Source organism: Gemmatimonadota bacterium (assembly GCA_016719105.1).
Taxonomy (GTDB): domain Bacteria; phylum Gemmatimonadota; class Gemmatimonadetes; order Gemmatimonadales; family Gemmatimonadaceae; genus SCN-70-22.
In genome coordinates, this window is sequence record JADKAQ010000045.1 from 1 (window position 1) to 13565 (window position 13565).

The window sequence follows — 13565 nt, forward strand, 5'->3', positions numbered from 1 at the left end:
GGTGCGCAAGCTCGAGGTCATGAAGATGCGCGGGCAACCGTCGCTCCCCGGGCTGCACTCGTTCCGCATCGGGACGGCGGGGCTCACCGTTTTCGCACCCGCCAACATCGCGGTGGGGCCCGATGCCGCGCGCCTGCATGTCGAAACGCTCCCCCGGGCACACACGGGCATTCTCGCCCTCGACGAGATGCTCGGCGGTGGGCTCCCGCGCGGCTATTCGCTGCTGGTGGCGGGACCGTCAGGATCGGGGAAGAGCATCCTCGCATCGGCCTTCCTCGCGGAAGGGGTACGCATCGGCGAACGCGGGGTCATCGTCTCGTTCGAGCAACGCCCGAGCCCGGCGCGCAACCCGATCATCGCAGAACTGGTGCGACGTGAAATGGTTGGCGTGGTGGACACCCGAGCACCGGATCTGTCGATCGACGAGATCGTGTCGCTCATCGCCGCCGAGATCACGCGCCTCGACGCGCGCCGTCTCGTCATCGACTCGCTGTCGGGCTTTGAACTCGCGCTGGCCCCGACCTTTCGCGAGGAGTTTCGTGCCTCGCTTGCCCGCATGGTCATGTCGCTCGCCAGGACCGGCGTGACCATGCTGATGACGTCGGAGCTGGAGGATCGCTATACCGACCTGCGGTTCAGTCCGTACGGCACCGCGTTCCTCACCGATGCGATCGTCGTCATGCGGTACATCGAGGTGGACAGCCGCCTGCGGCGCATGCTGGCGGTGGTGAAGGTTCGCGCGAGCGACCACTCCAACGAACTGCGTGAGTTCACCATCGACGACGCCGGGATTCAGGTTGGCGCGATGCTCTCCAACCATGAAGGGTTGCTCGGCGGGCGGCCGACGTATCACGCGGGGTCCGCGGGCAGTCCCACGACAGCGCGCGCCACACATGCCTGATCCAGCCCGCTCCCCGCAGAGGCGCGCGCCTTGCCCATGACGCGATCCGGCGACCGGAACGAGGATTCGCCCTCGCGTGCGGCGGACGAACTCGCGCACCTGCACCTGCAGGTGGAAGGGGCGCGCGATGAACTCGCCCGGTTGCGGTGGAGATCGCGCTCGCGAACGAGCGCGCGGGCGTTCGCGCGGCGGACCTCGTGGAGGCCAACGAGCAGCTGGTGCTGGCGACGATGCAGGCGCACGCCGACGTGGACGAGTCGACCCGCGCGCACCACCTGGCGGCGCAGGCCGCCACGCTCGACGCGCTGACCTCACTGCCCAACCGGCGCCTGATGCTCGACCGACTCGGCCAGTCGATCGCCACCGCCAAGCGGCACCAATCGCGCCTGGCCGTCCTCTTCGTCGACCTCGACGACTTCAAGCAGGTGAACGACGCCCTGGGGCACGCCGGGGGCGATCGCGTATTGCAACTGACGGCTGAGGCGCTGGCCGCGTCGGTGCGCGGTGCGGATACCGTCAGCCGCCACGGCGGGGACGAGTTCCTCATCCTGCTGTCGGAGGTCAACTCCGCGGCCGACGCCGAGGCGGTGGCCGAGAAGGTCATCGCCGCCGTGTCGGTCGCACAACGCGTGGGTGACGTGGCGGTGCAGGTGACGGCCAGCGTGGGGATCAGCCTCTATCCTGACGATGGCATCGACGCGACCGCACTCATCGGTCACGCCGATACCGCGATGTACCAGGCCAAGCGTCGCGCCCCCGGGAGCCATGCGCTCTTCAGCGCCCTCCCGCCCGACGACCGCCAACCCCCGTCGGCGGACGCGACCTCCACCCCGCGTCCAGTCGACCCGACGGACACGCTCCGCACCACGTCGGGAGCGACGTTACGCCGACCTGCAGGAAGCCAACGAGCAACTCGTGCTGGCGGCCATCTCTGCCCAGGAAAAGCAGGCGGACGCCGAGGGCGCGCTCAAGCGCCAGACCGAGTTCCTGGCGCGTGTGGCCCACGAGCTTTGTAGTCCGCTGAGCCCGATCCGGCACGCGACCGCGCTCCTTGGCATGTCACCGTCGGACACGAAGCTCCTCTATCGCGCGACGGCGATCATCGACCGGCAGGTCACCTACATCACGCGTCTCGTGAGCGACCTGCTCGACATGGCACACCTCGGCAGCGGTGCGCTCGGACTGGAGTCGCGCGACGTGGACCTGAGCGAGATCATCGACGCCAGCTCCGACAACTGGCGCCCGGCCATCGACGCACGCCAACAGTTCCCGTCGTGCGCCGTCCGGGGTTCCCGCTGCACATGCGCGGCGACCCGGTCCGCCTGGCGCAGATTTTCGACAACCTGCTCGACAATGCGTCGCGGTATACTCCCGAGGGTGGGACCATCCACCTCTCCGTGCAGGTACGGGGCGATACGGTGACGCTCTCGCTCTCCGACAGCGGGATCGGCATCTCCGCGGAAACGCTCCCCACGGTATTCGACCTGTTCTCGCAGACGAGCGGGTCGGACTCGAATGGCAACGCCGGGTTAGGGATCGGACTGACCGTGGTTCGCGACCTGGTCACGGCGCACGACGGAACGGTGCGTGTGTCGAGTGCGGGGCGTGGTCGCGGCACCGAGGTCGTGGTCACCTTCCCGCTCACGCGCGAAGTCGTCGACGAGGGGCCACCGGCAAGCGACGGCGCCGGCCCCTGGCGACGGTGACGCGCCACGGGAGGTCGCCTCGCGCCGGTCACCCCCCGACGCAGGCGACGCGTTTCATCGGGAAGTTCATGCCGCGCACCTGCCCTCCTGGTCGCCCCTCGATGCGTGCCACGAGCGAGTCGGCGCCGACCTTGCGATAGACGATCCGTTGCGGGAAGTCGTGCGACGGGTTGGCGAAGGTGACCGAGCTGTCGGTGAGGGCCGTGGCGGGGAACGGGCGGCGGGCGCCCGCCGGGTTGTGCGAAGTAGGTCGCCGTCCCGTCCGTGCTTTCTACGCGCAGCGCCTCCCACTCGCGCGCCACGTCACGCACCACCGTCCGGCTCATCCCCAGCAGCAAGCCGCCAAGCGGCGCCATCCACTGTTCGTGGGTGATGCGGGTGGGGGTGCGCAGCTCCCAGCAGCCGGCCATGAAGCCCAGTCGCGATACATCGTTAGGTGCCTGGGCCGCGAGTGGCGCCGCGGCTGCCATCGCCGCGAGCAGCAACGTGCCGCCCAGGGCGGCCCCGCGTGCGCGCCGCGCGCGCGACGGCTGCGGCATGCGGCACTTTGTGTCGCATCGTCATCGTTCCCCCGTGTGGTGGCGTTCATGGCGCGCGTACTTCGAGCGCCCTGCCACGATACGCGCGAGGATCGACCGCTGCCACTGTCCGTCACGCGCCCGTCACGGGCCAGCACGGTGACTTCGACGTCAACCGGCGACAGCGACGAGGGCGACGTGCACCGGTGTCCACCCCGGGCGTCGTAACTGCCGCCGGTGTCGAGCAGCCGCAGCCCCAGGAGGCGACGGGTCCCGGCGGCAAAGACGCGCACCTCGCTCCCTGCGCGTCGCCCGCCCCTGCGCGTCGCGGACCGTCACCTGCAACGCACGCGCGGCGAGCGCCGGTGACAGTTCGTTGCGAAGAGCGGGTGCGCCCCCTTCACATGGTTGTTGGTGAGGGCGAGGTCGAGGTCGCCGTCGCGATCGAAGTCGACCCACACCACTCCGTGCGAGCCGTTGTCGGCGGCGATCGACACCGGCATCTCGTTCACGAAGTGGTCGCCGGCGTTTCGGAAGAAGTGATCGCTGCGATAGAGGGCGTTGGCGTCGCCGTCCTGGCTGGCGACGAAGGCATCGAGGTCGCCGTCCTGCTCTGCAGTCCCACCAGACGACCCCACCGTCTTGCGCGGGTCGGCGATCCCGGAGGGCCGGGGCCACGTCGGTGAAGCGTCCCCGTCGTTGCGATAGAGCGCGTTGGGGCGATCGCGAAAGGCGACGCTGAGGTCGACGTCACCGTCGTTGTCGAAGTCGATGAACGACGGTTGGCGCGTTGTCCCGCGGTCGGCCACGCCGACGGCCGCCGCCACGTCCACGAAGCGCCCGCCGTTCCCGGGATTGCGGTACAACTCGTTAGGCACGGGGCCTGCGGGTGAAGCCGACGTAGAGGTCGAGCCGTCCATCCGCATCGTAGTCCCCCCACGCGGCAGCGCGCACCCTCCAGCGAGTCGTCGATGAGCGACGCGGCGACATCGACGAAGCCACCGCCGTCGTTGCGATACAGCCGCGCCCGCACGCCGCCGCGGAAGCCGACGTAGAGATCGAGATCGCCGTCGTCGTCGTAGTCGGCCCACGCGTTCGGCTGCCCGCCAGGAGTCGAGAAGAGCGCCGGTTGGACGGGGATGAATACGAGCGGGGGCCGAACGCCCGCCACGACCGCCCCCGGCGTCGGAATGGCCGCGGGATCGGCCGGGGCCGGAGCCGACCCTCGACAGGCGACGAGCGCGGTGAGCACGGCCAGCGCCGCGAGCCAAGCAGCAGAAGGAGAGCGGTTCATCGCCCAAACGTGCCGCCGAGGAAGCCCGGGAGCGAGGGCGCAGGCGGAAGCGCGAGACAACCATGGGATACGCCGCATGAGGCGACCACGGACGGAGGGTGAAACCTACGTGCGCGGCGCACGTAGTCCGCGCATGTCATCGACTCCTGAAGGCGCCGCCACGGGGGCCCCGCTCCGCCCCGTCGAGTTCGAGATCCTCCTCGCCCTGGCACAGGGCGAACGGCACGGCTACGCCATCATCCGCGAGGTCGAGGAGCGCTCGGAGGGGGCGATCCGGCTGGAGACCGGGACGCTGTACCGGGCGCTCCACCGGCTGGTGCAAGGTGGCATCGTGACGCCCATCGAGCGCCGCGCCACCGATGAGTCGGACGACGAGCGACGGCGCTACTACGCGCTGACGCCGCAGGGGCGACGGGTCGCGGCCGCCGAGGCGGCGCGTTTGGCGCGGCTGGTCGCGGCGGCACAGGCCGCGCAGCTCATCCCGTGGCCGGTGATCCCATGAGCACCGACCGACCGATGCGCCCCGGAAGCCCCGACCGCACCGAACGATTCGTGCGGGGGCTCTATCGCCTGTTGCGGCGCGCCTACTCCGCGCAGCTTCCGCGACGACTTCGGACGCGACATGGACGAGACCTTCGCCGACCAGTGGCGCGCGGCCCGCGCGCGCGGCGAGTGGTCGATGGCGCGCCTCGCGATCGTCACGATGACCGACACGATCGCCGAGGCAACGCGGGCGCGGATGACGTCCCTCCCCGCCCCCTCCGACATGCTGCACCTCCAGGACGTGCGCTACGCCTTTCGCCTCCTCGCGCGAAGCCCGCTCCTCACCCTGCTCACGCTCGTGGTCCTGGCCGGGGGGATGGGGGTGACGGTCTTCACCTTCTCCTTCCTCTACACGGCGATGCTGCGCCCCATTCCGCTGAGCGGAGGCGACCGTATCGTGCGGGTACAGCAGTTGGAGGACGGATCGGCGGGGAGCTTCGATGCCGCCGACCTGGCGCGCATGCGTCCGCAGATCACGACGTTGCACGACGTGGGGACGTGGAGCGCGCGCGAGGTCGTGATGGGGAGCGCCGAGGGGGGTGGGACACGCCGGGTGCTGGAGACGACGGCGGTGGAGTGGACGCTGTTCGACGCCACGCGCACCCCGCCCGCGTTAGGCCGGGCGTTCCGCCCGGACGACGAGGCGCCGGGGGCGGCGCCGGTGATCGTGCTCAGTCACCGCACGTGGATCCCGCCTTCGGCGGTGATTCGACGGTGGTGGGGCGCCGCGTGCTGCTCAACGGCGTGTCGACCGAGGTGGTGGGGGTGATGCCACCCGGGTACGGCTTTCCCGTGGCCGCCGACTCGTGGGTCCCGTTAGGCTCGGCCGTGCGCGAGGCGACGGAACCGGGGCGGTACGCGGTGAGCGCCTTTGGCCGGCTGGCCGACGGGGCGACGCGCGAGCAGGCGTCGCAGGAGCTGGAAACCCTGCTGCGGCGCGCCCGGAGCGACCGCCCGCCGGTGGCCGCCGACTCGTCAGGCACCCGGCTCGGCGTGCTGGTGCGCTCCTTCCCGATGGCGCAGATGGGCGACGAGGGGCCGTACGTCTTCGGGATCCTCAACCTGATGGCGGTGCTGATCCTCCTGCTCGCGTGCGTGAACGTCGCCAACCTGCTGCTGGCGCGGGCCAACGAACGCTCGCGCGAGCTGGCCGTGCGGCTGGCGTTAGGCGCATCGCGCGCCCGGCTGGCGATACAGGCGCTCTGGGAACCGGTCGCGCTCGTCACCATCGGTGGGGGGCTGGCGACGGCGCTGGCCGCGTGGGGGGCTGGGGTGGTGAACCGGGGCCCAGCAGCCCATGGAGGGGAACCTCGCCTCTGGGGGGTGGGGATGGACACGCCGACGATCATTGCGGCTGGCGGCTTCATGACGGTGACGATCGCGGCGCTGGGCGGGGTGATGGCGGTGCGAGCCACGAGCACGCGTTTCAGTGAGGTCCTGCGCGACTTCGGGGACACGCGCTGGCGGGGCGCGGGGCAGGACGGGCGGCGCGTGCCCGGCCGTCACGCAGGTGGCGACGGTGACGGTGCTGCTCTTCTTCGGCGTCCTTTCCGGGATCGCCGCGCATCGGTTCGCCAACATGAACCCCGGCTACGACACGACGCGCCTCCTGGCGAGCTCGGTCGAACCCGAGGCGGCGCGCTACGCCACCACCGACGCGCGGCGCGCCCTGTGGACGCGACTCTACGACGGGATGTCGGCCTGGCCGGAGGTGGAGCACGTCGTGGTGCGCGCCCGGCTCGGGGAGGGGGACGACGAGAGCGGGGCGCTGGAGTTCGGCGATGGACGCACGCTCGCCGCCGGCGCCACGCCGCGCGCCTGGGTGCAGGGGGTGTTGGGATCGCTGGAAGCGTTAGGCATCGCCACGCTGGAGGGACGCCTCACACCGGGTGACCGGGCGGCAGGCGGGGTGGCGCTGGTGAGCCGCGCCGCAGCCCAGCGCTACTGGCCGGGAAGTCGCCCGTCGGAGAACGCGTGCGCCTTCCCGGACCGGCGAGACCGGAGAAGACACATGGCGCACGATCGTCGGCGTGGTCGACGACGTCCACGTACGGCGACGAGTTCTCGCGCGACCGCAGCGCGGTGCGCGGTGCACGTCCCGCCTACCCAGCACGATGCCGGATGGGTCACGCTCCCTTCTTCCGCCACCGCGGCGACGCGGCGGTACGCCCGTGCGGCGCTGCACACGACGGTGACCACGGTCGACCCGCAGCTCGTCCCATCGAAGGTGTCGACCTACGACGAGATCCTCGAGAAGTCGGCGCTCATCGCCCGCTCGGTGTCGCGGCTCTTCGCCATCTGCTTCGCCTTCGCCCTGCTGCTCGCGGTGAGCGGGACCTACGGGCTCATGGCCCGGTCGATCGGGATGCGCACCCGCGAGATCGGGGTGCGCCGCGCCCTCGGGGCCTCCGACCGGAGCATCCAACAGCTGCTGCTCGGACAAGGCGGGCGACAGCTGGGGATCGGCGCGGTGGTCGCCCTCCCACTCATGGTCCTCGTCGGGTTGGCCTTCGCCCGCTTCTTCCCCATCGCCCCCTGGCTCGCCCTCTCGTCGGGGGTCGGGGTCTCGCTCGCCATCGTCGCCGTGGTGCTCGCGGCCACGTGGATCCCGACGCGGCGGGCGTTGGCGGTCGCGCCGAGGGACGCACTCTTCCGGGAGTAGCGGCGGGGAGGACCTCCGCAGCCCCCGTCAGTCCATCCCCGCGCCCCCGGCGCGAAAACGTTTGCATTCCCCCGCGGAGGGATAGCCACACCCCGGGCAGACCGGTAAAATCGGGCGAGCTTTTCAGGGCGCGAAAAACGTTTTCACGACCTTACAGCCAGACGTCGTCGAACGCCGCCGATCCCTCCCTCCCGCCCCGCTATACCGCTTCCATGACGTTCCCCGCAACGCCGGCATCCTCCTCCACCCCACGTCGCTTCCGAGCCCGCATGGCATTGGCGACCCAGGGCCCCGAAGCACACGCGTTCCTCGATTTCCTCGCACAGGCGGGGATGAAGATCTGGCAGGTCCTTCCGCTGGGCCCCACCGGGTATGGTGACTCGCCATATCAATGCTTCTCGGCCTTCGCCGGGAATCCCCTCCTGATTCACTCCCCCGGCGCGGGGGGTGGCTTTCCCGCCAACACCGTCGACTTCGAGCGCGTCATCACGCACAAGGCGGTGCTGCTCAATGCGGCGCTCGACCGCTTCACCCCCGACAACGCGTATCACGCCTTCGTGGAAGGGGCGCGGTGGTGGCTCGATGACTACGCGCTGTTCATGGCCCTCAAGCAAGCGCACGGCGGCGTTTCGTGGACTGATTGGGAGCCGGGCGCGGCCCATCGCGACCGCGCGGCGCTCGCCGTGTACCGAAAGAAGCTGGCCGAGCCGATCGAGCGATCCGGCGGGGCAGTACTTCTTCTTCGTGCAGTTTAGGGCGCTGAAGGAGGCGGCCGGCGCCTGGCGGAATCCAGCTCAGCGGGCGACCTCCCGATCTACGTGGCGCACGACTCGGCCGACGGGTGGGCCAACCGGTCGCTCTTCAAGCCTGCCGGACGGGCGACTGCTCACGCAGGCCGGCGTCCCCCCCGACTACTTCAGCGCCACCGGGCAGCTGTGGGGGAACCCGATCTACGACTGGGACGCCCTGGCCAAGACCAACTACGAGTGGTGGATCCGCCGCATGCGGGCCGCCTTCGAGCTGTACGACCTGGTGCGCATCGACCACTTCCGCGGCTTCGAGGCGTTCTGGGAGGTGCCGGGTGATGCGACGACGGCCATCAACGGGCGCTGGACGCCGGGCCCCGGGGCAGCGCTCTTCGAGGCGATCGAGCGGGCGCTGGGCCGGTTGCCGATCGTGGCCGAGAACCTGGGGCTGATCACGCCGGCGGTGGAGGCGCTGCGCGAGCGCTTCGGCTTCCCGGGGATGAGCATCCTGCAGTTTGCCTTGGGGGACGGGCAGGCGAAGGAATTCAAGCCGCACAACTTCCCGCGCGAGCGCGTGGTACACCGGGACGCACGACAACGACACCACGATGGGGTGGTGGGAGTCGGGGCCGGGGACTCGACGCGCAGCCTCGAGGAGGTGACGCGCGAGAAGTCCTACGCCAAGCGCTACATCAACACTGACGGCACCGAGATGCACTGGGTGCTGATGCGGGCGGCGCTCGCCTCGGTGGCCAACACCGTCCTGATTCCGATGCAGGACGTGCTGGGGCTCGGGCGCGAGGCGCGGATGAACCTTCCCGGGCGGCAGGCGGGGAACTGGGGTTCCGCTTTCGCTGGGCGCAGGTGACCCCGGCCATCACCGCTCGCCTCCGCGAGCTGGTGGATCTCTACGACCGTTAGGCATCGAGGCGACATGTCCGAGCAGCGCACGAAGTTCTCGACCATCTGGAACATGAGCTTCGGCTTCCTGGGGATCCAGTTTGGCTGGGGACTCCAGATGGCGAACATGAGCGCGATCTACGAGTACCTGGGGGCGAGCGCCGACGAGATCCCGATGTTGTGGCTGGCGGCCCCGCTCACGGGGCTCATCGTGCAGCCGATCATCGGGCACCTGAGCGATTACACCTGGTCGCCGACGCTGGGCGGCGGCGCCCGTACTTCCTGGTGGGGGCGATCCTGTCGTCGCTGGCGCTCATCGCGATGCCGCAATCGAGCGCCTGTGGATGGCGGCGGGGCTGCTCTGGATCCTCGACGCCTCGATCAACGTGTCGATGGAGCCGTTCCGCGCCTTCGTCGCCGACCTGTTGCCGCAGCAGGAGCGCACGCGCGGCTTCGCGATGCAGTCGTTCTTCATCGGCGTGGGCGCCGTGCTCGCCTCGGCGATGCCGTGGATGCTGACGAACTGGTTCGGCGTGGCCCCGTCGGCGCTTGGACGATCCCGATCACGGTGAAGCTGTCGTTCTACATCGGTTCGGCGGCGTTCTTCGGCGCGGTACTGTACACGATCCTCACGACCAAGGAACACCCGCCGGCCGACATGGAGGCGTTCCGCAGGCCAAAAGCAGAGCGCGGGGATCGGCGCCACCGTGAGCGAGGTGCTCGCCGCGCTCAAGGCGATGCCGTTGACCATGAAGCAGCTGGCGCCGGTGCAGCTGTGCACCTGGCTCGGGCTCTTCTGCATGTGGCTCTTACTTCCCGGTGGCGGTGGCGCGCAACGTCTTTGGGCGCCCGATACGTCGTCGCCGCTGTACCAGCAGGGGCAGGAGTGGGCGGGGGTCTGCTTTGGTGCCTCGCCGGCAGTCTCGCTTCCTCTTCGCCTTCTGGTTGCCCGTGCTGGCGAAGAAGGTGGGCGGAAGATGACGCACACGATCTGCCTGTTGTGGGGGCGGCCGGGCTGATGTCGGTGGCGGTGATCACGCAAGCCGGCGCTCTTGATGCTGTCGATGACGGGGTGGGGATCGCGTGGGCGAGCACGCTGTCGATGCCGTACGCGATGCTGGCGGGGTCGCTACCCGAGGGAAGACCAGGGTGTACATGGGGATCTTCAACTTCTTCATCGTGATCCCGGAGATTGTGGCGGCGTTGGGCTTCGGGTGGGTGATGAACAACCTGCTGGACAACAACCGGATGGCGGCGGTGGTGGCCGGTGGGGCGTTCATGGCGTTGGCGGCGGTGTTGGTGCTGCGGGTGCAGGACCCGGGTGAGCCGGCTTCGTGAGCTTCGGCTGGTGTCGTGCACGCTGTGCGACAAAGCATGACACGGAGGTTCACGGAGGGATCACGGAGGGCACGGAGGAGTTCCTTCAGAGGGAGTTTCTGTGATGCAGGGTAAGTTCTGGGGCGTTGTGGTAACGGGAGGGGCGTTGCTGCTGGCGGTGTCGTTACCCGCGCAGGGCCGACGGTGTCGAAGGTCGAGCCGCGCAACCGGTGGGCCAACTCGTCGGTCAATCCGGTGCGGGTGCTGGTGCGGGGACCAACCTTGCAGGCTCGCTTCGAGTGCGGGCGGTTGTCCTGGGACAACGGCAAGGTCAACGAGCGGGGACGTATGCCTTCGTCGATGTCGCGATCCCGCGCGATGACGACGGCGGGAGCTATCCGCTCGGTGCGCACCTCCGGCGGCGGGAGCGTGGCGGCGCCGTTCTCCGTTGCGCCGCAGGCTGGCCGGGCACGCGGCCTTCCAGGGGTTTGGCACCGAGGACGTGATGTACCTCCTATGCCCGACCGCTTCGCCAATGGCGACCCCCCAACGACGACCGGCCGTGTCGCGCGGGCTGCTCGATCGCAGCAAGGGGCGCTACTACCACGGCGGCGACTGGCGGGGGTGCGGCAGAAGCCCTACCTCAAGACGCGTTAGGCGACGACCATCTGGACTAACCCGATCTACGACAACAACAACGGGTTGAACCGGAAGGGGACGTAACAACAACCAGCCCATCACCGACTACCACATACGGCGCCACCGACGTCTACGCGGTGGACGAGCACATGGGCGACGTGGCGGCGTTCAAGCAGCCCGTCGACGATGCTGCAGCGCAGGGGATCAAGGTCGTGCTCGACATGGTGGCCAACCACACGGGGCCCTACCACCCGTGGTGCAGGACGCGCCGACTAAGACCTGGTTCCACGGGACGGAAGCCAACCACCCGAACAACACGTGGCAGACGTGGACGCTGGCCGACATGTACAGCACGCCGGGGTGCGACAGGCCACGCTTCGACGGATGGTTTATCAACATCCTCCCCGACCCTCAACCAGGACGATCCCGAGGTCGCGCTACATCATCCAGAACACACTCTGGTGGGGTGGGGTGAGCGGGATGGACGGGATTCGGCAGGATACGGCCGGACGTCCCGCGCTGGTACTGGCGCGACTGGATGACGGCGATCAGAACGATATCCGTCGCTGCGTGGTTGGGGAGGGTCTTGTTACGGCGACCCTCGATGATTGCCTTCTTCGAGGGGGACAGTAGCAGTGGGACGGCGTCGACGACAAGGTCGACCTGTTCGACTTCCCGACGTACTACGCGATTCGCGGCGCCTTTGCGCGCGGCGAGCCGGTGCGCCAGGTGCGCAGATGACGTCGCGCGACCACATCTACCGCGACCCGCAGAACCTCGTGACGTTCCTGGGGCTGCACGACGTGTCGCGCTTCAGCTGCACGAGCCGGGGCGACTGCGGACGGGCTGAAGCTGCGCCTACCTTCCTGTTCACCGCGCGCGGGACGCCCGCTCGTCTACTACGGCGACGAGACGATATCCCCGGCGGGAACGACCCGGACAACCGGCGCGACTTCCCCGGCGGGTGGGCGCGACCCGCGGAACGCCTTCGACGCCGCCGGGCGCAACGCCGCCGAGCAGGACGTGTGGCGGCACGTGCAGAAGGTGGCGCAGATCCGTGCGGCGCGGCGGGAGCTGCGTGGCGGGGCGACGGAGCACCTGTTCGTGAGCGACCAGGTCTACGTGTATCGCCGCGGCGGGACGATCGTGGCGATCAACAACGGGAGAAGGGAGGCGAGCGACGTCACGATCCCGCGACCGCGCTTCCGCCGATGCGTTAGGCGTGTGCGCCGCGGGCGGCCCGTGAACGGGGCGACGGTGGTGCGGGTGCCGGCGCGGGTGAGCTGCATCTTCTAGGCATCGTGAAGATCGAACACGTCGCCCTCTGGACACATGACATCGACCAGTCGCGCGTTCTACCAGGCGTACTTCGAGGCAGAAGCCAACGAACGGTACGAGAGGCGCGCATGCGCGGCTTTGCGTCGTACTTCCTGACCTTTCGGTGGCGAGACCCGGCTGGAGCTGATGCAACTCCCACAGCTCTCCCCGATATGGCGCTGCCACCGGCGCTGGGTACGCACCTGGCGATTTCGGTGGGGTCGCGCGAGCTGGTGGAGCGCTGGTGGCGCGGGCGCGCGCAACGGCGTGACGATCCGGTCGGAGGCACGGATGACAGGCGATGGGTACTATGAGGCGGTGATCGAGGATCCGGATGGGAATCCGGTTGAGGTCACGGCGTGAGGAATTGTCTCACGCGAAGACGCGAAGCCGCGAAGAAGACGGCCGCATTCGTAGATGAGACGGCACACATCCAGGGCGACGTCATCAAGGAGACGGATAGTCATGCACCCGATGTACCTGCAGGAAATCGAGCAGGGGCCCGGCTCGGGGACGTACCGCGACCGCATCGCGCTGATGCGCGCGTCGGGAAAGCCGATGCCGCAGATCTGGCATCTCTTCGCCTACAAGCCCGATCGCACCGACTTCCTCGCGCACTTCACGCAGGGCGTGATGCGCGGCCCATCGCCGCTCTCGGCCGGGCTGCGCGAGCTGATCGCCGCGCTCACGTCCAGGCGCAACGACTGCGACTTCTGAACCGGGTCGCACGCCGCGGTCGCGGCGACGCTGCTGGAGGACCGGGCGCTGGTGGATGCGGTTCTCGCCGACTACCGCACCGCGCCGATCGACGAATCGTGGAAGGTGCTCTTCGACTTCCTCGACACGGTGAACGCGCGCTGCGCAGAGGTTGGGCCGCCAGACATCGAGACGGTGAAGGCGGCGGGGTGGAGCGAGGAGGCGATCTACGACGCCATCACGGTCTGCGCGCTCTTCAACTTCTACAACCGGTGGATCGACGCGACCGGGGTGAGCGACATGGACGCGGCGGCGTACGCGCAGTC

At 69.3% G+C, this 13565-nt stretch carries 11 protein-coding genes and 3 pseudogenes; 13 read left to right on the forward strand and 1 reads right to left on the reverse strand.

What is annotated here, in order from left to right:
* The 3 genes from IPN47_24260 to IPN47_24270 form a co-directional block, all read left to right on the forward strand.
* On the forward strand, positions 1 to 901 hold a 901-nt coding region (locus IPN47_24260), incomplete at its 5' end, for a protein kinase (protein MBK9411092.1).
* Positions 902 to 1047: 146 nt separating this feature from the next.
* A complete protein-coding gene (locus tag IPN47_24265; protein MBK9411093.1) occupies positions 1048 to 1917 on the forward strand; it encodes a GGDEF domain-containing protein in 870 nt (289 codons plus the stop codon).
* Positions 1918 to 2175: 258 nt separating this feature from the next.
* Complete coding sequence (locus IPN47_24270; GenBank protein ID MBK9411094.1) at positions 2176 to 2607, forward strand: ATP-binding protein; 432 nt, start codon at positions 2176 to 2178, stop codon at positions 2605 to 2607.
* A gap of 853 nt (positions 2608 to 3460) precedes the next feature.
* Here the strand turns inward: IPN47_24270 and IPN47_24275 are convergent.
* Positions 3461 to 4003: a VCBS repeat-containing protein gene (locus tag IPN47_24275; protein ID MBK9411095.1), complete on the reverse strand. Its 543-nt coding sequence runs from the start codon at positions 4001 to 4003 to the stop codon at positions 3461 to 3463.
* 549 nt (positions 4004 to 4552) lie between these two features.
* Here IPN47_24275 and IPN47_24280 point away from each other — a divergent pair.
* The 10 genes and pseudogenes from IPN47_24280 to IPN47_24325 all read left to right on the forward strand — a co-directional run.
* Positions 4553 to 4921 carry a helix-turn-helix transcriptional regulator gene (locus IPN47_24280; protein MBK9411096.1) on the forward strand — a complete coding sequence of 123 codons (369 nt, stop codon included), beginning with the start codon at positions 4553 to 4555 and terminating at the stop codon, positions 4919 to 4921.
* A gap of 120 nt (positions 4922 to 5041) precedes the next feature.
* Positions 5042 to 5731, forward strand: a complete 690-nt coding sequence (locus IPN47_24285; protein ID MBK9411097.1) for an ABC transporter permease — start codon at positions 5042 to 5044, stop codon at positions 5729 to 5731.
* Positions 5647 to 6855: an FtsX-like permease family protein gene (locus IPN47_24290; GenBank protein ID MBK9411098.1), complete on the forward strand. Its 1209-nt coding sequence runs from the start codon at positions 5647 to 5649 to the stop codon at positions 6853 to 6855. The genes IPN47_24285 and IPN47_24290 overlap by 85 nt, the downstream gene beginning before the upstream one ends.
* 196 nt (positions 6856 to 7051) lie before the next feature.
* Positions 7052 to 7624, forward strand: coding sequence for a hypothetical protein (locus IPN47_24295; protein ID MBK9411099.1), 573 nt, complete (start codon positions 7052 to 7054; stop codon positions 7622 to 7624).
* Positions 7625 to 7733: 109 nt separating this feature from the next.
* Positions 7734 to 9291: pseudogene (gene malQ / locus IPN47_24300) on the forward strand (4-alpha-glucanotransferase).
* Positions 9292 to 9304: 13 nt separating this feature from the next.
* A pseudogene (locus tag IPN47_24305) lies at positions 9305 to 10608 on the forward strand (MFS transporter).
* A 707-nt stretch (positions 10609 to 11315) separates the two neighbouring features.
* A pseudogene (locus tag IPN47_24310) lies at positions 11316 to 11768 on the forward strand (hypothetical protein).
* Positions 11769 to 12270: 502 nt separating this feature from the next.
* Entirely contained in the window at positions 12271 to 12522 is a 252-nt protein-coding gene (locus IPN47_24315; protein MBK9411100.1) for a hypothetical protein, read from the forward strand.
* Between the two features lie 486 nt (positions 12523 to 13008).
* Positions 13009 to 13260, forward strand: coding sequence for a peroxidase (locus IPN47_24320; protein MBK9411101.1), 252 nt, complete (start codon positions 13009 to 13011; stop codon positions 13258 to 13260).
* 51 nt (positions 13261 to 13311) lie between these two features.
* The coding region (locus IPN47_24325; GenBank protein MBK9411102.1) for a peroxidase at positions 13312 to 13565 on the forward strand (254 nt) is incomplete at its 3' end.